Annotated in this window: 17 protein-coding genes; 10 read left to right on the forward strand and 7 right to left on the reverse strand. The window is 46.6% G+C overall.

The genetic code is table 11. From position 1 onward, the window contains the following. Positions 1-8 precede the first annotated feature (8 nt). The 4 genes from IRJ16_RS17880 to IRJ16_RS17895 form a co-directional block, all read right to left on the reverse strand. Positions 9-818: a carboxypeptidase-like regulatory domain-containing protein gene (locus tag IRJ16_RS17880; protein WP_194113000.1), complete on the reverse strand. Its 810-nt coding sequence runs from the start codon at positions 816-818 to the stop codon at positions 9-11. 10 nt (positions 819-828) lie between these two features. Continuing rightward, positions 829-2,463, reverse strand: coding sequence for an ABC-F family ATP-binding cassette domain-containing protein (locus IRJ16_RS17885; protein WP_194113001.1), 1,635 nt, complete (start codon positions 2,461-2,463; stop codon positions 829-831). Between the two features lie 971 nt (positions 2,464-3,434). Continuing rightward, positions 3,435-4,079 carry a hypothetical protein gene (locus IRJ16_RS17890; RefSeq protein ID WP_194113002.1) on the reverse strand — a complete coding sequence of 215 codons (645 nt, stop codon included), beginning with the start codon at positions 4,077-4,079 and terminating at the stop codon, positions 3,435-3,437. Between the two features lie 255 nt (positions 4,080-4,334). Further along, positions 4,335-5,759, reverse strand: a complete 1,425-nt coding sequence (locus tag IRJ16_RS17895) for an ATP-dependent DNA helicase (protein ID WP_194113003.1) — start codon at positions 5,757-5,759, stop codon at positions 4,335-4,337. A 64-nt stretch (positions 5,760-5,823) separates the two neighbouring features. On the opposite strand from IRJ16_RS17895, the gene IRJ16_RS17900 reads away from it, so the two are divergent. Genes IRJ16_RS17900 through coaD form a run of 3 tightly spaced genes read left to right on the forward strand, consistent with a single transcriptional unit; the run spans position 5,824 to position 7,663 of the window. After that, the gene (locus IRJ16_RS17900) at positions 5,824-6,609 is read left to right on the forward strand and encodes a DUF3822 family protein (protein ID WP_194113004.1); all 786 of its coding nucleotides are present in this window, start codon (positions 5,824-5,826) and stop codon (positions 6,607-6,609) included. Between the two features lie 6 nt (positions 6,610-6,615). Continuing rightward, entirely contained in the window at positions 6,616-7,155 is a 540-nt protein-coding gene (gene rsmD, locus IRJ16_RS17905) for a 16S rRNA (guanine(966)-N(2))-methyltransferase RsmD (protein ID WP_194113005.1), read from the forward strand. A 46-nt stretch (positions 7,156-7,201) separates the two neighbouring features. Continuing rightward, a complete protein-coding gene (gene coaD, locus IRJ16_RS17910) occupies positions 7,202-7,663 on the forward strand; it encodes a pantetheine-phosphate adenylyltransferase (protein WP_194113006.1) in 462 nt (153 codons plus the stop codon). Here the strand turns inward: coaD and IRJ16_RS17915 are convergent. Further along, positions 7,638-8,273, reverse strand: a complete 636-nt coding sequence (locus tag IRJ16_RS17915) for an NUDIX hydrolase (protein WP_194113007.1) — start codon at positions 8,271-8,273, stop codon at positions 7,638-7,640. The two genes, coaD and IRJ16_RS17915, sit on opposite strands and share 26 nt — an antisense overlap. On the opposite strand from IRJ16_RS17915, the gene pyrE reads away from it, so the two are divergent. Both pyrE and IRJ16_RS17925 read left to right on the forward strand, forming a co-directional pair. Then, positions 8,272-8,913, forward strand: a complete 642-nt coding sequence (gene pyrE / locus IRJ16_RS17920) for an orotate phosphoribosyltransferase (protein ID WP_194113008.1) — start codon at positions 8,272-8,274, stop codon at positions 8,911-8,913. The two genes, IRJ16_RS17915 and pyrE, sit on opposite strands and share 2 nt — an antisense overlap. A 1,530-nt stretch (positions 8,914-10,443) precedes the next feature. Beyond that, positions 10,444-11,343 carry a putative phage abortive infection protein gene (locus IRJ16_RS17925; RefSeq protein WP_194113009.1) on the forward strand — a complete coding sequence of 300 codons (900 nt, stop codon included), beginning with the start codon at positions 10,444-10,446 and terminating at the stop codon, positions 11,341-11,343. Between the two features lie 71 nt (positions 11,344-11,414). On the opposite strand, the gene IRJ16_RS17930 is transcribed toward IRJ16_RS17925, so the two are convergent. Then, on the reverse strand, positions 11,415-12,260 hold the full coding sequence (locus tag IRJ16_RS17930; RefSeq protein ID WP_194113010.1) for a S1 family peptidase: 846 nt from the start codon (positions 12,258-12,260) through the stop codon (positions 11,415-11,417). Positions 12,261-12,682: 422 nt separating this feature from the next. Here IRJ16_RS17930 and IRJ16_RS17935 point away from each other — a divergent pair, with 422 nt between their 5' ends. The 3 genes from IRJ16_RS17935 to IRJ16_RS17945 all read left to right on the forward strand — a co-directional run bounded on the left by IRJ16_RS17935 (position 12,683) and on the right by IRJ16_RS17945 (position 15,335). Continuing rightward, complete coding sequence (locus IRJ16_RS17935; protein WP_194113011.1) at positions 12,683-13,321, forward strand: hypothetical protein; 639 nt, start codon at positions 12,683-12,685, stop codon at positions 13,319-13,321. Next, positions 13,302-14,981: a response regulator gene (locus IRJ16_RS17940; RefSeq protein ID WP_194113012.1), complete on the forward strand. Its 1,680-nt coding sequence runs from the start codon at positions 13,302-13,304 to the stop codon at positions 14,979-14,981. Before IRJ16_RS17935 ends, IRJ16_RS17940 begins: the two co-directional genes overlap by 20 nt. A 105-nt stretch (positions 14,982-15,086) precedes the next feature. Next, a complete protein-coding gene (locus IRJ16_RS17945) occupies positions 15,087-15,335 on the forward strand; it encodes a hypothetical protein (protein WP_194113013.1) in 249 nt (82 codons plus the stop codon). Positions 15,336-15,549: 214 nt separating this feature from the next. Here IRJ16_RS17945 and IRJ16_RS17950 read toward each other — a convergent pair whose 3' ends face one another. After that, positions 15,550-17,499 (reverse strand): ATP-binding protein, encoded by a 1,950-nt coding sequence (locus IRJ16_RS17950; protein ID WP_194113014.1) that lies wholly within the window; start codon positions 17,497-17,499, stop codon positions 15,550-15,552. 207 nt (positions 17,500-17,706) lie between these two features. On the opposite strand from IRJ16_RS17950, the gene IRJ16_RS17955 reads away from it, so the two are divergent. Together IRJ16_RS17955 and IRJ16_RS17960 are read left to right on the forward strand one after the other, a co-directional pair. Beyond that, on the forward strand, positions 17,707-20,469 hold the full coding sequence (locus IRJ16_RS17955) for a M14 family metallopeptidase (RefSeq protein WP_194113015.1): 2,763 nt from the start codon (positions 17,707-17,709) through the stop codon (positions 20,467-20,469). Positions 20,470-20,474: 5 nt separating this feature from the next. Further along, positions 20,475-21,158, forward strand: coding sequence for an SGNH/GDSL hydrolase family protein (locus IRJ16_RS17960; RefSeq protein WP_194113016.1), 684 nt, complete (start codon positions 20,475-20,477; stop codon positions 21,156-21,158). The last annotated feature ends 266 nt before the right edge of the window (positions 21,159-21,424 follow it).

The following is a 21,424-nucleotide window of genomic DNA, read 5'->3' on the forward strand; positions in this document are numbered from 1 at the left end:
GCCTAAGATCAATACTCAGCCAATACATTAAATCCTATCCCCACAATACCAACTTTCTCCCAAGCGGCCTGACTGGTTGACCTTGATATAAAGCTACTCAGTAAACTTGCCGAGAACATGATGCGTCCCGGCGAGGTCTCGATCCACTCCAGGCTGACGAAGAATTTATCTTCGGCAACAATATTGTATTGGGTCAAGTCAACATCAATAGCTTCGTCACCTTTTTTAACGGTCACAAAAATATTCTCATTATTGATCAGCTGATCCGGCAAACCATCTTTAATGGTATAAAAGTTAAGGCGCATCTTAACGTTGGTTGTAGACGGATCAGACAATGACGCGTTGAACTTTTTAATGATCGTAGGCGACCGTTTGATCTTGATAGCGATACCTATCTCGTTCCCAAGCTTATTGCTGTTAAAGCCGGCGTTGGTACCTTTAGACTTAGTTGTATTACCCAACACCGCCTCTTTCCATTTACGATTCTTTACTTTAACGTCTTTAAGACTTACAACGTCCTGCTCAAGGGTGATGGTTTGAAACTTGGCTGGGTTAGCTTTAAGATCAGCACCTAAAAACCGTTTGGGCTTATACCCCACCATCGATATCTTCACACTATCAACATCGCCAACCGGGGATATCTTAAAACCACCCTCGGTATTACTCACAGTACCAACTGACTTACCCAATACGCCTACGTTAACGTAAGGTAATGGCGACTTATCTTTAGCGTCGATGATCCTACCGGAGTACTCTTGCGCAACAACGCCCAGCGTACCAAGCAGCAGTAACGATAATAGTGATAAAGATCTTTTCATTTGCACCAAATTACTTTTTGCCTAAAGCGTAAAGCTCTTCGCGTTTTTCTTTCACCACGTCGCTGGCGATATATTCATCGTAGGTCATTAACTTATCAATGATGCCACCCGGGGTCAATTCGATGATACGGGTAGCTACTGTCGATGTCAACTCATGATCTCGTGAGGTAAACAACATGGTGCCTCTAAAGTCTTTCATGCCGTTGTTCAACGCTGTGATCGATTCCAGATCCAAGTGGTTGGTTGGCTCATCAAACAATAACATATTGGCTTGCTGCAACATCATCCGGCTGAACATGCAACGCATTTTCTCGCCACCTGATAATACATTGCTCTTTTTCAATACTTCCTCGCCACTGAATAACATACGACCTAAGAAACCACGGATGAACTGATCATCCTTCTCTCCTGTCGAATACTCGCGCAGCCAATCGATCAGGTTATCATCCTTACCTTTAAAGTAATCCGAGTTATCCATCGGGATATCTGCAATATTGATGGTCACGCCCCATTTAAAGTCACCTTTAAAATCTGTATCGCGGCCGGTCAGGATATCGTAAAAAGCTGTAGTAGCTAAGCTGTTTTGAGACAGGACGGCTATCTTATCGCCTTTACCAACGGTCAGGTTGATATCGCTGAATAATTTTTCGCCATTCAGCGTTTTGCCCAAGCCCTCGATCTGCAGGATCTGATCACCAGCTTCGCGGCCCTGATTATTAAAGATAATTCCAGGGTATTTGCGATTAGATGGTTGGATCTCATCCAGATTGATCTTATCCAAGGCCTTTTTACGGCTGGTAGCTTGTTTGGATTTTGACGCGTTGGCACTGAAACGGCGGATGAACTCCTGCAATTCCTTCACACGGTCTTCGGTCTTTTTATTCTGATCCGCACGTTGTTTCAAAGCCAATTGGCTCGACTCGTACCAGAACGTGTAGTTACCGGTGTAAATGGTCATCTTAGAGAAATCGATATCTACCACGTGGGTACAAACCGTATCTAAAAAGTGCCTGTCGTGAGATACTACCAATACGATGGCCTCATAGCTCGCCAAAAAGTCCTCTAACCAGGCGATGGTATTAATATCCAGGTCGTTGGTAGGCTCATCCAGTAACAGGATATCCGGTTTACCGAAAAGGGCTTGCGCTAATAACACACGTACCTTTTGATTACCGTCAAGTTCTTTTAGTAGCTTATAGTGCAGGTCCTCTTTGATGCCTAAGTTGCTCAGCAGGGTAGCCGCGTTATTCTCTGCGTTCCAACCGTCCATTTCGGCAAAAAGGTTTTCCAGCTCGCCGGCACGTTCGCCGTCGGCATCGGTAAAATCCTCTTTCATGTAAATGGCATCTTTCTCAGCACGCACATCAAAAAGGGTCTTGTGCCCCATTAATACGGTCTCTATCACCGGGAATTCATCAAAGGCATAGTGATTTTGGGTCAGTACGGCCATACGCTCGCCCGGGGTGAAACTTACCGAACCGCTGGTCGGGTCTATCTCGCCCGAAAGGATCTTCATGAAGGTAGATTTACCCGCGCCGTTAGCGCCGATGATACCATAACAGTTACCCTGGGTAAATTTAAGGTTAACCTCCTCAAATAAAGTGCGTTTGCCGTAGCGTAAAGAAAGATTAGATACCGTTATCATTTTAGAAACGTTTTTTGCGCAAAGGTACGCTTTATCGGGCCGATATCGAAGCGGTATTTCAATATTACCAGAGCCGCCCCCACAAACGGGGAATATTGTGGAGTGTGGAATTTGCTCGTGGCAGCATTTCCACAATATTGTTTTAACAATTCCACAACCTGATGTGGTATTTGGTAACTATTACGCTTAACCAGCCGTTAAAGGCTATAACCAATTAAATATCGGCATCTGGTACGGGTTTTGCCTTAACTATTATATCAAACTTAAAAATATCATGGCAGCATTAATCATCGGTTTAGTATTAGTTAACGGAGTGATAGTGATCAACAAGGCAGATTCGCGCAAAGCTTATCGTTCCCGATAAATTACTACGGATCCGGTGTTCCGGACTTAACGCATCGAGCTATGCTCGCAATGGTTAAGCATGGGGAAACCATCCTAAAATATAACGGCCTGTGTTTTTGTAACACAGGCCTTTTACATTTGTGTCAGCCGTAGAGCTACCGATTTTTTTCTACCCAAATTTTCAGTGCGATTCTTATTTATCATCCCACCCGGTATCGGGGAATTATAAGAACCCCGTGGTAACATTTCCACAACATTATCCTCACATTTCCACAACCTTTCAGAGTAGCGAGAAACTATTTTACTCATAATAGCGTTAAAGAGGTACAATTAACCAATTATGAGCGTATGGTATGGGTTTTGTCTTAACCTTATCATATCAATATAACCATCATGGCAGCATTAATTATCGGGTTGATCTTAGTTAACATAGTGTTAGTGATCAACAAGTCGGATGCCCGCAAGGCTTACCGCTCTCGTTAATTTACCACGGAGCGGGTTTCTGGAAAACCAAATGTCGCGATCATCATCGGGTACAGTTTGACTTTCGAGAAATTATATAAGGTAAACAACACGGCCCGCGTCTTATAAACGCGGGCCTTTTCATTTCCGGATATCTAAGGATACTATTTCACCCTTTTCCAATACTCATCATAAGGCACATTAACGCCTTTAACGTGCCATACCGAATCTTGAATGGAATATTCGTACACGCCCTTAGTGCCGTCGTTATACTTTTGGTAGCCTTCGCCGGCTATCTCTATCAGTTCAACATAGCTACCCTTTTGTTTATCCAGCCAATACGGGCCGGAAAAGGCTGCCCACATCGACTTACTTTTAGGCATCACATCGGTCACGGTAAAGCGTTCGGCAGTAATGATCTTATATCTGATCAGGCCATTCTGACCACCGTAATTAGTATCTACTACGCCATTGCGCATCAACTGCCAGGTACCCACCAGGTCGGTGTTTTTTGATACCGTACTTTTGGTACTTAAACAGGCTGTGAATATCAGGGTACATAGGGTTAAAAAGAAGAAAGATAAGATGGTCAGTTTTTTCATTGCATTGGTTTTAAAGTTGAACAGGTCAATTAAATACGCGTAAAACATGTGTAACCTCTGCTTTGCGGGACTACCGGTACCGGGCAATCCGTTGGTCAGATCAACTTCCTTATCAAAAACATCTATCCCCAAAGCGGCAAAGATCAGTTTGATGGTGTAACTACGAGGGGTGACCTCGCCAGACTCTATCCGCTGCAGCGTGCGCACACTGATGTTACATTGCTCTACCAATTCTTACTGTGTGAGTCCTTTTGCTTTCCGGATCTTGATGATGTTCTTTCCTAAGGCTGGTTGTTGCAGGTCCATAAATTTTACAATGGCAATGATAATGGCTAAGTCCCCTAAAGTACAATTATTTCCGCACGTCGTGTAGCCGACATTAGCCCGACTCTATTTGTTCAAAGCACAGAAACGCCATTTTATCACTCAAGCTGACTTTTTGGGATAAGTCAATGTCGTGTGCTATTCCTCCAATTTCGTCTCGTAAAACTTGTCGCTAAAGTTCACCAGGTAGAGTTCCTGAGTGGCGCGGGTGCAGGCGGTGTAGAACCATCGAAGGAAATCGGTGTTCACCATCTCGTCCGTCAGGTAGCCCTGATCTACAAAGACGGCATCCCACTGGCCGCCCTGTGCCTTATGGCAGGTTATCGCGTAAGCGAACTTGATCTGAAGGGCGTTGTAATATGGATTTTGTTTCAGCTCTTCGTGCTTCAGTTTTTTACTGGGGATGTGTTCATAATCCTTCATCACCTCCAGATAGAACTCCTTTTGATCAGCTTGAGACAATGCCGGCGAATCCGAATAAAGCGTATCCATCAGCACTTTGCAATTAAGCGTGGTATCCTCCGTGTAGTCGGTCAGTTCTAATTGGATATCAGCAAAGCGCTTACCGTACATTTCCTCAAAGCGACGCACTTTGCGGATGCGGCCGATATCGCCATTAGCGATAAAACCGGTACTTCCTTCATCGTTATCCTGCAACCAAAAATAATTGTTCTTCACGATCATGATCTGATCGCCGCCGGTCAACTCCTCCTCGCGGAATAGGATGCGCCCACGGATCTGTTGGTTGTACTGGTTAGCGTTCTTATTACTCCGACAGATCACCAGTGTGCTTTCATCGCTGAATTTATTGTAAGCGTAGTTCAAACCATCCTCCAAGCGTTCGCTGGTCATCCTAAAAACGTCCTTAAAGCCTTTGGTAATGATCTTCGGATAAAGTTCCTCACCCAAACGGATAATATCCCGGATGCCCGTCACATTAGCCAATATCCCCGAATCTTGTTGCTGACGGAGCACTGCCGTCATCTCATAAGTGAACAACGTTAACGCGAACTGATCTTTCATCAACTTAATGTCCAAAGCCGGGCTATCGTCCGAACCCACCGGTGGCAACTGTGCGGTATCTCCCACTAAGATCAGCTTGCAATTATTGGTATTGTAAACATAGCTCATCAGATCTTTAAGCAGGGTAGCACGGTTGCTGGCGTTATGCTCGTCGGATATCATCGAGGCTTCATCTACGATAAAGATGGTGTTGGTAGCCATGTTATCAGCAAGCATAAAGCCTTCATCCACGTTAACTGCCGACTTTTTGCGATAGATCCGTTTGTGGATAGTGAACGCCTTTTGGCCCGAATAGCTGGTCATCACTTTGGCAGCACGACCTGTAGGCGCTAACAAAACATATTTATATTGATAGAAACGCAGGGCTTTAACCAATGCACCGACCACCGTAGTTTTACCCGTACCGGCGTAACCACGCAGGATAAAGCATTCGTCGCCCTCGTTACTGATGAGGAATTTATGCAGCAAACGGAACAGTTCTTCCTGCTGAGCGTTAGGCTGATGCGGGAAGGCCTGCCGGATATGATCTGTGTACTGCATACCAGCAAAAATGGCGATAAGAAAATGAATGGTAAGTAAAAAATATTACTTTTGTTGATAGTTTATGAGCGGATACTCTTTTACTTACCGTAGCGAAATATTTGACCTTAACAAAGCGTACGATGCCGAATTGCTGATCAAAGCAAGTCGCGCGGAGTTCTCGTTCCTGATCGTATCCAAAGGCGTAGTTTTAGCCTGGAAAGACCGGACAGCCATCAGCGAAATATCTAACGATCACGAGTTAGCTACTGTGATGGCGGCTACCTTTAAACAGGTGACCATCGGCTTATTGCCTGATGCGCTTACTTTGGTCCCGTCGCAATTATTCGCGACCGATCGCGTAGGTGATTTTGCCCGTTTTTTGGATGTGATGCCTGACGATAAAGTGTTCGCCGCGAAACTGGATAAGGAGAATCAACTGATCTACAAAACAGATCATACGTTCATCAACTTCCTGGTATCTAAATTTAATCTTGCCCCCACTATTCCCGCCGATCGCGGCTGGATACACGCGATAGCTGGGACCGAACCCGTTAACTACGCCATTTATATGGACGTCACTGACGGACAGATCAGTTTGCTGAATTTCAACGGTGGCAATATCCGTTTTTATAATTGCTTCAAGACCGAGGATGTTAACGACATCATTTATTACTGCCTGTTCGTAGCCAAGCGTTTGGATATCCAACCCGACTATGCCTCGCTGATCATCAGCGGTAATTTGCCTGTGAGCGATATGGATAAGCTACAGGAGTTCTTCCGCGTGGTAAAAAACAATGACCTGAAGGTATTGGAGGTGCCGGCCGGTGTGCCATCGCACCAAATACTCTCTTTAGCCGCTTTAGCCTAAATTGTTATGAGGATAATTGGTGGCAGATTACGCGGCTTAAGATTGAACCCGCCGAACGGCTTACCGGTACGCCCTACTACGGATCTTGCTAAAGAAGCCCTGTTCAACATCCTGCAAAACCAGATCGATATTGAGGGTACTAAAATACTCGACCTGTTCAGTGGCACCGGAAACCTTTCTTTAGAATTCGCTTCGCGCGAAGCTGCCGAGGTTATCTCTGTGGATAAAAGTATCCGTTGCATCCATTATCTAAAAGATATGGCCAAGCAACATAAGCTGGAGCAGATCAAGACCTACAACGCCGACGTTTTTAAATACCTCGAATTAGAGACCGAGCAATACGATTTGATCTTTGCCGATCCACCATATGATCTGAGCCGCATCCCCGAGATCGTGAAGATCGTTTTCGAGAAAAAGCTATTGGCCGATGACGGCATCCTGATCGTAGAACATCAAAGCATGCAGAACCTGAGCAACCACCCCGCCTTTACCGAACAGCGTAAATACGGGCACTCAGCTTTTTCGTTCTTTAAGAATTTTCAGTAGAGAAATTCTATCTTTGGTTACACATTACGCTACCTCATCAGCCATTATGAAGATCGCCCTATTCCCCGGTTCTTTCGATCCTGTAACTAAAGCACACGTTGATATTGTTAAACGGGCGGTTAACCTGTTCGATAAGCTTTACATTGGCATTGGGGTGAACAGTTCAAAGCAAGGCTTTTTGAGCATCGCTCAACGGGAGCAGATGCTGAGGGCCGTTTTTGAGATGGAGCCACGCATCCACATCATCGCTTACGAAGGATTGACCGTCGATTTTTGCAAGAGCATCGACGCTAATTATATGGTACGCGGCATTCGCACCGTATCCGACTTTGAATATGAAAAGGCCATAGCGCAAATGAATCACGTCATGGCCCCTGATATCGAGAGTATATTTATTGTGAGTAAGCCCGGCTATTCGTCCATCAGCTCTACCATCGTTCGCGAGGTACTTAAACATGGTGGCGACGTTAGCCAATTTATCCCTAAAGAGGCTCTGGCATATCTTTAGTCAGCCTTTTCTTTTCCAGCACATCTAATATAGACGGGAAGGTATTATCCTTGATCTCATCAACCTCGTTGGCTGAAAACCAGCGTACCTCGGTGATGCCTTCTTCTAACTGTGGCTTCAGTTTTTCGGTACCTTTGTAGCCCATGTTATACCAGTAGGTCTTTTTAAGTACCAGGCCGGTCTTATGGTCATACACGTGGTAAGTGTTCATGATCTTTTTGCCTAACTTACTTACGGTGATACCGCACTCCTCCTCTACCTCGCGTACTGCACCCTCTTTTTTGCCTTCGCCTTTTTCAAGTTTGCCTTTAGGGATGTCCCATTTATCGTTGCGGTAAATGAACAGGTATTTGCCCTCGGTGTTCTTCACCAGTCCACCGGCTGCCTCGATCAGGTTGACCGACTTCTTTAGCTTCTTAAGGGCTGCTTTAGCATCCTCTGTCAGGATAAAGAACCGTTGCTGTTGGTGCTGGTTGTTGATCTGTGAATAAATACTTTTCAGATCAAAACCTTGACTGTCAATCTGCTGGTAACCTTTAGCCGCATTTGGTGTGGTTGAAGTTAACAGTAGAACCTTTTCGTTGATATAAATTCTGTATTTTTGGGCCATGTTCAATAGATCCGAAACCGAACTGAAGGTTGCCGAATTTCTGCTGCAAATTAAAGCAATTAAATTGCAACCTAATAATCCTTTTACCTGGGCATCCGGGTGGAAGTCGCCTATTTATTGTGATAACCGCGTAACTTTGTCGCATCCTGCTATCCGCACCTACATCCGCCAAAAGCTGGTTCAGGTGATCCAGGAAGAATTTGGATCAGTAGGTTGTATTGCCGGCGTTGCTACCGCCGGTATCCCACAGGGTGCATTGGTGGCTCAGGAGCTGGGCCTACCTTTCGCTTACGTACGTTCTAAACCGAAAGAACATGGCACCGGAAGCCTGATCGAAGGCGAAATTAAGACCGGAGAACGTGTGGTAGTGATAGAGGACCTGATATCGACCGGCAAAAGCAGCATCCAGGCCGTTGAGGCACTGCGCGCTGCCGGGCACGACGTTGCAGGTATGGCCGCCATCTTCACCTACGGGTTCGACGTGGCTGACGAGAACTTTAAAGCCGCCAAATGCCGTTACGTAACCCTATCTAACTACAACGCGTTACTCAAGTTCGCCGAGGAAGGCCAATACATCCTTCCCGACGATGTAGAATTACTAAAGACCTGGCGCGAAAACCCTGCCGAGTGGGGTAAGTAGTCTGCCTTGTATAGATATTGAAAAAGCCATCAACTGTTGCACACGGATATTCACAAGTGTGAACAAAGTCAGTTTTTAATATGCTGATTATCAGTACTGTTCATTTGAGTAGGAAATTGTGCCGTGAACGATCTTTTCCTCATATTTCTTTATTGCCGGCGCACGCGTGCCGCGTGTGACTGACGTCCTTTAGCGCGTTCCGCGCCCCTTACTCAACCGTCATCACGAGTTTATAGATTCCTGAGGTACTTACAAGGGGTGTCACCCTGAGCCTGTCGAAGGGCGACGTGCGCGGGGCATGGCCGATGTGCAGGTCACCAATTTGCATAGTGTCAAGCCCTCCGCACCATGGTTCGACGGGCTCACCATGACACCCTTTAAAAATAAATTATTTCATGGATAGCGTGCCATGGTGACCCCGATAGGCAGAGCCACTTGCATATGAGTACTGAGAGCACTTTCAGCATTTCATTAGGATAGGCGGTGTGCTCTATTATCCTCAGTAGATGTCACTTTCTTTTTTTCGTAAGTAAATAGTTTTCAAAGGCACTCAAGAGGGCTTCGCCGTTTCCCCGCGAAAAGAAAGTAACCAAAGAAAAGTTCCCGGCTGTGGGTATTCTCTACCAACGGTCTGTGCCCGGGCAGGGACAGTAACAGCCGGAAATTCCCAATGCCGGAGGAAAAAGAGGGTATTACAGGTTCGTCACAATACTGGAATACAGCATTTTGTCATTGCGAGGAGCGGAGGGCCGGGTCTGTGCATCGGGGCGACGCGGCGATCCCATAGGCAGGTCAACTTCCCATCCCTCCCTTGGGAGGGCGCGCGTTAGGTGGTGTGGTGGCAGGGAGGGGTTTCGCCACCATGCATCGGCAGGTCCGTTTAACGCCCTCTCCCCCAAACGTTATCGTGAGTCGCTTCTATCAGCGACGTAACGATCCCCGACAAGCAGAGCAGCTATGCTTACCGCCCTGTGCCTCTTCGTCTGAACCAAATTTAGGAAATTAATGAATTGCTGCATTCTAGTTCATTCCACAATTCTAAAATTTCGACTCAGAGAATTTTATAAATAGATTTCTTTATATTTTCTTTATTAATCATAATTTTGTTATATTTGTATGGTTTGGTATATGAGCAGGTATGACGGGCATTATCCGCTTGGTTTAGTTGGTTTTTGGACTGATCTTTAGTTCCGATATTTCGGGGGTGTAGATGTATCTATGAAAGCGGGGTTATTTTTGGTGGTGTAGAAGCTACAATCCATTTGTTTACTGGCGCGAGTATGCCGCGGTGGGTATTAGCGGAGTGTACTCGTGACTTTAAAGTTGTGGCAAAAGATCACGAGTACCCCTACGCGCAGGTCAGCGCTGCATACTCGCGCCAGCTAGGGGTTGGAGTGTGGTAGTGTTTTCTGAAGTTGCAAGACGCTGTTCTTTTAGATTGAAGTTGGAAGCTTCGAATAGTTGGGATTAATCATTCTAATTATACTTAACTTCATTGGAGGGACTCTCATAATTATAAATAAGAATCGTATGAACTTGAAAATAGGTTTACTTATCATAATCATTGTATTTGGCGTGATTGCGACCTTGGCATTTTTCTATATCATTTTTTCCGATACATATTTTCATTATGGACAGTCCATAGATGCTGATCTTGCTGATAAATTTGGGAGCTTCTTCTCTGGTTTTGTAGGTACGCTATTTACAATTGTTAGTATTCTGCTTATCATTTATTCAATGCACACGCAAAACATTCAAGTAAGGAAAGCTGAAACAATCGGTAATTTTTTTAAAATGTTAGATTATCATAATCAAAATGTAAGTGACCTTCGTATGCCTGACATCGATATTAATAAAAAAGATATTAACGAAGGCAGAAGAGCTTTTGTAAACTACAAAATTCAGCTAAAACGTCTTTTAGAAATTGTGATTGAAGAAAACAATGTCAAACAATATAGAATGCCGTCCAAAGAGATTATTGACATCGCCTATATGGTGTTTTATTATGGACTTGACACAACGTGGATCTCGTTCATTAATGAAAAAGTAGCACGATATCCTAATGGTCCAACAATGGTTATGCATTTACTGAATGTAATTGAGAGCAACCGAGATATTAAAATCGGCAGAACAAATCAAACTGGACTTAGTAGCTATTTCCGAAACATGTATGGTGCTATCAAATTGGTAGATGAAAGTAAATTAATTTCACCTGAAGAAAAACGAAATTTGATAAAAATATATCGTGCCCAGTTGTCAAATCCTGAATTATATATTCTTTTTTATAACGTAATTTCAAGATTCGGGAAGAAGTGGAATGCAAACAATTATATTACCAAATATGAATTTATCAAAAACCTTCCTAAAGGTTATGCAGACCTATTTAATCCAAAAGATTTTTACGACATTCCGTATGAAGATGAAGAGTAGTTGTTTGGCATCTATTAAACTATCACCGTTTCCTTTTAGCTATTGACTTCAACGTAGCTTTATCAATGTTACTAGTACCCCTTTATATTATTTTGATTTAAGAAATTTTTGAGTTCAGATACAGTAACGGCTTCACCAATCATTACTTGAGCTAATTCTCGATAATACAATAATATTTGTCCAATTACCTGTGCTTCAGAAACTGAAGTTTGTTTTCCTGTAGCATCGGTATTAGTATACATCATTCCGCTTTTGTTATCTAACAGGGCTTTTAATGCCGAGGCGATAACTGGAGTTATAGGAGCTGCTTTACTTTGAACTACGCCTATCACCTTTCCGTTAACAATTAAGGGACCACCCGAATTACCAGGATTAAAAGCGCCATTAACTACTAAATGCTTGACAGTTTTATTAGGATAGGGTTGAATAGTATTTATTCCAGCAAGATAGCCAACAGATAACAATGGCGAAGGACCATTATACCCTAAAGGAAATCCCCAAGTATAAGTTTGATTACCAATCGATACGGCTGAATCATCACCTAAATCAAAACCTCCTAATATTTTTCTGCTTGGCGTTAATATAGCAAGATCCCTTACAGTATCTACAGCAATTTGGATTAAACCATACCGCTGTCCATTAGGAGAAAATAATGCTATTTGACTCAATATGCCATTTCTAACCACATGCTCGTTAGTTATAATTTGACCGTTATGCAAGAGGAATCCGGTCCCAACAGATTGATTAGTTAAATTCGCTATGAGAAACACATTCAAGATTTCGTTATTTTGATTAAAAATATTGGCTTTGGAAATCGTCATTTGAGTAGATACAGGCAAAGTCGCTTCATTCTTAGTTTGTCCTTTACAAACAGCAAGGCAAAACAGACCAATTGTTAATAATAATATTTTTTTCATATTTAAAACTAACAAATACTAACTGGATTAGCAAAAATACTTTTAAACATCCTGCCTCTATTTGTTAATATCTCAGATTGCACTCCTTAACCCGATAGAAACGGAAAGCCCGTAAACGCAGCATAACGAAGTGCGGACTTGAAGTGAATAGCGGGGCTACCGCCCGCCACCAGGGGACGAACCTTTCATTTCCATATATTCATTGATCATTGGTATTTGCATTGCGGTGAAACCCCTCCCGGCATTCGCGCTCGGGGGCCTACCCGCCCCTCCCCCGGGGAGGGATCTCGGAAAACCGTACACTGCTTCACCGTTCTCGGTGAAACTAATTTGCTTTAGCGTTACACATTATTGTATTTTTAGCGATCATAACGGTTTTGGCCCGGCACGGTGGATGCCCGATTATCGCTTTCCCTATTAATGTGACTACGCTGCATAAAATATACATATCGTACATTGTCCCCGGGAGCACGCTGTTGCCTATTGGCGCGGCGGTGGCGTATTACCGGCAGATCGCGCGTCCGCTGCATACGCTGCTGGCTTACCTGTGCATTGCCTTTGTTATTAATGTAATGGGGACGGTGATGGCCAGCTACGGTAAAAATAACCTGCCGCTGCTGCATTTTTATACCGCTTTTGAGTTGGTGGCCGTGCTGCTGTACTACAAACACGCCTTTGCCGATCGCAAGTTGGACAAGGTTTTTAACACGCTGATGGTGGGTTTCCCGCTGTTGTGTGTGGTCAACTTTACGTTCTTCCAAAGCATATACACCTTTAATACCTATACCCGCCCGCTGGAGGCGCTGATGATCATTATGGCGAGCGGCCTGTACCTGCTCCGCGCCGACGGCAGTAAGGAAAGTGTGCCCGGCCGCTGGGTGGCCAGTGGTTTTTTGCTATATTTTTGCAGTGCGCTGTTCCAATTTATTTTCAGCAATGCGTTGCACCATTACGCAAGCAAGGCGGTGCGGAGCGCCCTTTGGGATGTGCATGCTACGCTGGTGATGATCATGTACATTATTTTTTTTATTGCGATACGGCATGCCCGACTTAAAAGATAACATAGGGCTGCTGGTGCTGATGGCGGTGATGTTTTCGTTCACCATTGTGGTGTGCTTTTTGGTGGTGATCTACCGCAAGCAACTTACCGCCCTGCGCCATAAAAAGGCCAACGAGGCCAAAAGCCTTTTCCTGGCCACCATGAGCCACGAGATACGCACGCCCATGAACGGCGTGCTGGGCATGGCATCGTTACTGAAAGAGACGCAGTTGGATGCCGAGCAGCAGGAATACACGCAGGCTATTATCAGCAGCGGCGAATCGCTGCTGAATTTGATCAACGATATACTGGACCTGTCTAAGATAGAGTCGGGCAAGATGGACCTGGACCTGCATGCCTTTGATCTGCGTAAATGCGTGGAGGACGTGCTGGAACTTTTTTCGGGCCAGGCCGGCTATAAAAATGTAGAACTGCTTTATGAGATAGCCCCCGATGTGCCGGAACAATTATTGGGCGACAGCCTTCGGCTGAGGCAGATACTGGTAAATTTGGTCGGTAACGGGTTAAAGTTCACTTACAAAGGCGAGGTGATGATCAGCATCCGCTCGTCGGGCAAGGAACAGGACGTCGCCGTGTTAACCTTCGTGATACGGGACACGGGCGTAGGCATACCGGCCGAGAAACTGGGCAACCTCTTCAATGCTTTCGCCCAGGCGGATATTACCACGGCCCGCCATTACGGCGGCACGGGTTTAGGTTTAGCGATCAGTCAGCGTTTGGTAGAATTGATGGGTGGCAATATTAGCGTGACGAGTACGGTGGGCACGGGTTCGGTATTCAGTTTCGATATCAAATGCTCCGCGACAGGAAGCGCGGCGGTAAATATGTTGCCGGATCTGTCGGCCTTTGCTGATAAACAGGTGCTTATTGTGGACCACAACGCCACGGCTTGCCGGGTATTGCAACATCAGCTGAACACCTGGGGCTTGCAGTCTGCCGTAGCCACCACTACCGACGATGCTTTAAAACATTTGCAAACCTACAGTCCCGACCTGCTGATCACCGGCGCACAAGTGGCCGGGGTAAAGACCGTAATGTTGGCCACGCAAGCCAAAGTACTGCACCCGCGTATGCCGGTGATATTATTAAATATTATTGGCGACGAGACCATGAAGCAATACCCCGAGCTGTTTGCCGCGTCGGTAGCTAAGCCGATCAAGCAGCGGTCGCTGGCCAAGACCATCGCCTTGACGCTGGAGCAAAAACCATCGGGCGAGTTACAGCAGATGGAGACCCTGCTCCGCGCCGACTTTGCCGAACGTTATCCGCTCCAAATTTTAGTAGCTGATGACCTTGCCGCCGACCGCGACCTGATGCTGAAAATCCTGAACAAACTTGGCTACTTGCCCACACTTTGTAACGACGGTTCGGAAGTGATCGAACTGACCAAAGACACCCATTTTGACTTGTTAATCTTAGACATCCAAATGCCCGAAATGGACGGCCTGAGCGCTACGCGCCACATCCGCCGGCATCAAGATGTTCAACCCCAGATCATCGCCATCACCGCCGCCGCTATGACCGAAGACCGCGAAGCCTGCCTGGCCGCCGGTATGGATGCTTACCTCACCAAACCTGTACGGTTGGAAGCATTGCTTGTGGTGCTGAGGGACGTTGCAGGAAAGCGGAGGGTTTTGGTAGGAAGGGATAGCGTAGCTTAAAAGTACGTCATCGCGAGAAACTTCTATCAGCGATGTGGCGATCCCCGAGTGGTAGAGCAGCTACAAAGGTTCAGACGTCCGGTCAGCATTTCATTAGGACGGGCGATGTGCTATATCATCGTCCATCTGCTCATTGCCGCAGAGGCTATTACTTTTTCTCTTGATCGAAAAAGTAACAAAAAGATCAAGCGAGAAAGAAGCTTCAGCCCGCCCAGCTTTGGCAACTTTTCCGCGGAGCGGGTTGCCAAAGGCTTTCCCGCCAACGCAGGCCCGCTTTTCTCGCAGCCCCACGCTCTTTTAGAAACTTGGACGATGGCCATTCACCTACTCCGACAGCGGTTTGGCTTCGGGTGAGAGGGCCAATGCATTTGGCATGTGCGGTACGGGCAATTGGCATCCTGCAGGGTAAAGGCCTGTGCGCAGAAGCATTAGCGCTGTCAAGCCTTTTGGTTACTTTGGGGCGACTGCCAAAGTAACTAAGCCCCCGCGGCTATGAGCGGATTAACGTTGATGTTAAAACGGATCTTAATAGTAGCACTACCCGATCGTACCAACAGCATTAGTTTCACTACTCCACAGGCACAGTAAACCAAAACGTACTCCCCTTCCCTACTTCGCTCTCAACCCCGATCTGACCGCCGTGGCGTTTGATGATCTCGGAACATATGTAGAGGCCCAGGCCCAGACCTGAGTTTTGGAAACCTGCCGATTCGCCCTGGTAGTAGCGGTCAAACAGGTGCGGGATCTTTTCGGGCGGGATGCCGGGGCCTTTATCGCTGACGGATATTTTGGCAAAGTTGCCCGAGCGTTCTACGTTCAGGATAATTTCTAAGGAATCAGGGGCGTACTTAACCGCATTGTTGACGAGGTTGACAACTACCTGATCAATGGCGTGTTCATCGGCATTGATCTGTAATTGTTCATCGCCCGTAACTTTTAAATCATATTTGCCGGCCACGCGGATGTGGTTGCAGCAGTTGTTTAACATTTCGGCAATGGTGAAAGTCGTCTTGTTCAGTCGCAGGCGGGTATCGTTGGTGCGGCTTACGTTGAGCAGATCCTCTACCAGCGAGCTTACTTTTTGCACGCTTTTGTTAGCTTGTTCTATCAGCTTGGGCAGCATCACCGGCGACGGGGCTTCTTTCATCCGGTCGAGGAGTTGTAATGATGCTTTCAGACTGGTGATCGGCGTCTTCAACTCGTGACTGGCAATACTGATAAAGTCGTCCTTTTGCTGATTAAGGCGCTGTACATGGGTAATGTCCAGCACAGTACCTAACATACGGTAGGGCTTATCGTCTTTGTATAGGACATTACCCTGTACCCGTATCCAATGGATAGAATTATCGTGATAAATGACCCGGGCCTCGTAAAATAGTTTACCGTTCTTCATCGCATCATCATGCGCTTTCAGGCGGCGTTCGTTATCATCGGGATGGATAACGGATGCAAAAGTGCGCCAGGGTACGTTCTCTTTAAAATCGAATATGGCATTAAAACGATCAGAAGTGACCATTTTCCGGCTTTCCAGGTCAAGGTCAAAGGTGCCGATCTCGGCCGCCTCCACCGCCAGGCGGATGCGTTGCTCCATTTCTTCGATGCCGCGCCTTGCTAATACCTTTTCGGTCACTTCGATACCTAAAACCATGATGGCTTGATTGCCGCCATCGTAAGCAATGGGTTCGTAAACAAAATCTACGAAAACGGTGGTCAGTTCGCCGTTGCGTGGTAGCATCAACTCATGCTCTTTAGCTTCAAAGCGGATACCGGTCTCTATTACCCCATCCATGATCGGTGCATAAGCTGCTGCCTCAGGGATGGCCTCCCAAATGGTGCGCCCCTCCAGTTCGTGTCGTTCGCGGCCTACCAGTTCCAGGTACGCATCGTTAACTTCGGGTACAAACAGGTCGCCTGCACGGATAATGCAGATACCCACCGGGGCCTTCTGCACCATCGCACGGAAACGGGCTGTACTTTCGGCAAGCTCATCATAAAGCTCGCGTTGCTGTATCTGTGATTGCACTAATTCCTCGTTGGTAGATATCAGCTCTTCGTTAGATGCTGATAACTCTTCGTTCATCGCCAGCATTTCTTCAGATAAGGTCTGCTCGCGCTGGCGACTGTAATAGCGTTCAGATATATCTGTCGCGGTATGCAATATCGCGATCACCTTGCCGGTATCGTCCTTAACGGCACGGTATTCAAAATCAAAGTAAAAAGACTGTAACTCCCCGTTAACTACCAGGTCGGCACGGGTATCTGTACCAGAAATGGTCAATCCCTCGTTCCACACCTGCTTGAACATATCGATAAAAGGCTGGCCTTTCAATTCCGGCAACGCATCCTCTAAGGTTTTATTGATGATGTCCTTTTTCTCTTTGCCCCAAATGGCTATCATCGCATCATTGGCATATTGGATAACGGCATCCTCGCCAATATGTATGGCTATGCCGTAATGGTATAGGGACAATACATCCAGCAATTTTTTTTCGGTCAGGAACGGTATCTGGTCGCTCATTGGGTAGATAGAGATTTTTCGCAAAAATAGATAACGGTTGCAACATTAAAGGGTTTGACCCTCCGGTTAAAAATCTTACAACGTCGATGTACACGTGGTGCTGCTTAGTAAAAGCTAAAAAGCTATTACTCCCTCTCAAAAAAGTTACAAGTGCCCTGCCCGATAATCGCTACATTAGGCTAACTATTAATTGCTTAAACTAACTGCATGAACTGTAAAATTCTACGTTCACTTGTCGTGGCATTTGTGCTCGGCACCACGTCGTTGAACGCGCAAACTATCCCAACGCCTAAAGAACATTTTGGCTTTAACATTGGCGACGATTATCAACTGGCCAATTACACACAGACCGAGGCTTACTTTAAAAAGCTGGCCGCATCACCACGTGTAAAACTGGTGGATATGGGGCCGACCGAAGAAGGCCGCCACCAACTGATGCTGGTGATATCATCACCTGAGACCATTAAAAAGCTGGACTTTTACAAAGACATCGCCCAAAAATTATCCCGCGCTGAAGGCTTGACCGATGCCCAGGCCAAAAAACTGGCGCATGATGGCAAACCTGTTGTTTGGATAGACGGTGGCCTGCACGCTAACGAGACCGTGGGCGCGCACCAATTAATAGAGACCGCTTACAACTTAGTTTCGCGTACCGACGAGGAGACCATGCGCATTCTGGATAAGGACATCGTGCTGCTGGTGCATGCCAATCCTGACGGGCAGGAGATCATCAGTAACTGGTACATGAAAGAGAGCGACCCCAAAAAACGCAATATGAGCATCCCACGCCTGTACGAAAAATACATTGGCCACGATAACAACCGCGACTTTTACATGATGAATGTGAAAGAAACGCAGAATATCAGCCGCCAACAATATTTAGAGTGGATGCCGCAGATCGTTTACAATCACCACCAGACCGGTCCGGCGGGTAGCGTACTTTCAGGTCCGCCATACCGCGACCCATTCAATTACGTGTTCGATCCATTGATGGTAACCACCCTTGATGCTGTTGGCGCGGCCATGAACAGTCGCCTGAATGCCGAGGATAAACCGGGCTACACCCAACGTGCCGGATCTGAATATTCTACCTGGTGGAACGGTGGTCTGCGTACCGCAACCTACTTCCATAATATGGTAGGCTTATTGACCGAGATCATTGGTAACCCTACCCCATCAAGCATCCCATTGGTGCCTAACCGTTTGATCCCGAACGCAGCCACTCCTTACCCTGTTACGCCGCAAAGCTGGCATTTCCGCCAGTCGATAGATTATTCGGTATCGTTGAACTATTCGGTATTGAATTATGCCGCCCGTAATGCCGATGAGATGTTATATAACACTTATATTATGGGTAAAAACTCTATCGAACGTGGTAATAAAAACTACTGGACCCTGTCACCAAAACGCGTAGAGCAGATCAATGCGGCAGCAGCGGCAGGTCGCAAAGCTGACAGCGCGGCGAATGCAGTAACCGGCACACGCCCTGCCGGAGCAGCAGCGGGTGGTTTTGCCCGTGGCGGATTATCGGTTAAATATTATGATACCGTTTTAAAGAACCCCGCCCTGCGCGACCCTCGCGGTTACATCATCCCGTCAGACCAGGCCGACTTCCCTACGGCGGTCAAATTCATCAATACCTGTTTACGGTCGGGCTTGTTGATCCATAAAGCGACCGCGGCATTTAGCGTGGCCGGTAAAAATTACCCTGCCGGATCTTACGTAGTTAAAACCGCTCAGGCTTATCGCCCGGAGGTGTTAGACCGATTCGAGCCCCAGGATCACCCTAACGATTTTCAATACCCGGGCGGCCCTCCTATCCGTCCATACGATATGACGGGCTGGACCTTAGCCTATCAAATGGGTGTTAAATTCGACCGTATTTTGGAGGCTTTCGACGGACCATTTGCCCGTGTGCCTTACGGCGAATTACAGGCTATGCCGAAAGTGTCTGCTCCTGTTGCAGCCAAGGGTTACATCATCAGCGGCAAGGTGAACAACGCCTTCATCGCCATGAATGATCTTTTTAAAGCCGGTGCACAAGTTTTCCGTGCCGATGATAGCGGCGACTTTTATGTCGCGTCGTCGCCACAAGTGAAGTCGGTTTTAGATAAGGCCGCTGCCGAATGGGGCGTTAAAGCCGTTGCCGGATCAAAGCCTAAAAAAGCTACGCGAGTTAAACCAGCCCGTATTGCCCTTTGGGATACTTACGGCGGTTCGATGCCATCGGGCTGGACGCGTTGGATGATGGAGCAATACCATTTCCCGTTCCAGGTGGTTTATCCGCAGGAATTTGATGCCGGCGACCTGAAAAGCAAGTTCGACGCGATCATTTTTGTAGGCGGCGCTATCCCTGCTGTAACTACAGCGGGTCGCGGTGGCGCAGGTGCAGGCGGCGGTGGCGCTGCGGCCAATAACAATGTGCCTGCCGAATATTCGACCTGGACAGGCCGCGTAACTGCCGAAAAGACCATCCCGCAACTGAAAGCATTTTTAGAGGCCGGTGGTACCATTGTAACCGTAGGTAGTAGTGCAAACCTGGCTTATCAATTGGGTCTGCCTGTTAAGAATGCCTTGTTAGAGACCGTTAACGGGGTTAGTCGCCCGCTATCCGGCGATAAATATTACATTCCGGGCGCGGTGTTGCGTGTGGCTGTAGATAACAGTCTGCCGGCTACCTGGGGTATGGATAAAGAGGCTGACGTGTTATTTGATAACAGCCCGGTATTTAAACTGGATGCCGATGCGGCAAGCAAAGGCGTTAAACCGATACTTTGGTTCGATACCGATAAACCGTTGCGCAGCGGCTGGGCTTTTGGCCAAAAGGTTTTAAAGGATAATGTGACAGCTTTCCAGGCGTCGATAGGTAAAGGCAACTTGTACGTATTCGGTCCCGAGATCAATTTCAGGGCGCAGTCGCACGGTACATTCAAGCTGTTGTTCAACCAGTTATACACCGCAGGTAGATAATTAAAATGCGCCTGTGGTTAGGTCTGATATTATTGCTGGGGGTTGTGGGTTGCCGCAAAGACAAACTGCAGCCACCCTCGGTACTTGACGATAGCTACGTTAAAACCCATGATGTTAAGGTAACATCAATGGGTTTTAATGGCAGCACCAGCCAAGATCTGCATTACAAGGTCGACTCGGTGACCAAAGCAAAACCCGACCTGATCGTGCTGATGGTTGGTGTAAATGATGTGATAGCAGCCCGTCAGGGTAGTTACCGGGATAATCTGGGGACATTGATAGACCTGTTAAGAGCCGGTAACGATACCGAAATTATGGTGTTATCGCCCCCCACCTCTGTATTGAACGGGTACGACGGTTTTAGCCTGGACATTATTGCTCTGCGGACGGATATACAGATCGTGTGTGCCAAAAAGAAGTGCCTTTACGTAGATGTAAATACCGTATTCAGAGAGCAGGAAAGTGCCGCTTTACCCTTGTTTAATGCGGATAGGGTGCACCCTAATGCCGCAGGATACAAGCTTTTGGCTAAAACGGTACTACAATCCTACGCCGGCAACAAATTATCTAAAAGTAACATTGTTTGTTTTGGCGATAGCCTCACCTACGGCGCGGGGGTACGCGGCGCAGGTACTATCACAGGCGATACTTACCCGGCGCAGTTTTATCTGCTGTTGAATAATTTGTAAAGTAAGCCCTGAGAAAGGTAAAAGCTGAAAGGATAAAGGTGAAAGGCATTTGCGTAAAGCAGATACCTTTTTTGTTACATGTAACGTCATTGCGAGCGACAAAGCAATCGCGAATAATTAGAGCCGCTCTGTTTAGTCCGCGATCGCTTCGTTCCTCGCAATTGTAAGGGTTAGGTAATTCAGCAATAGAATCAGGTGTGTTTATTTGTTGTTTAGGGCTGCCATGTCGATAGGTTTTTTACCATTGATACCTTGATGTGGCCTCT

It is taken from the genome of Mucilaginibacter myungsuensis (genome assembly GCF_015222005.1).
Taxonomy (GTDB): domain Bacteria; phylum Bacteroidota; class Bacteroidia; order Sphingobacteriales; family Sphingobacteriaceae; genus Mucilaginibacter; species Mucilaginibacter myungsuensis.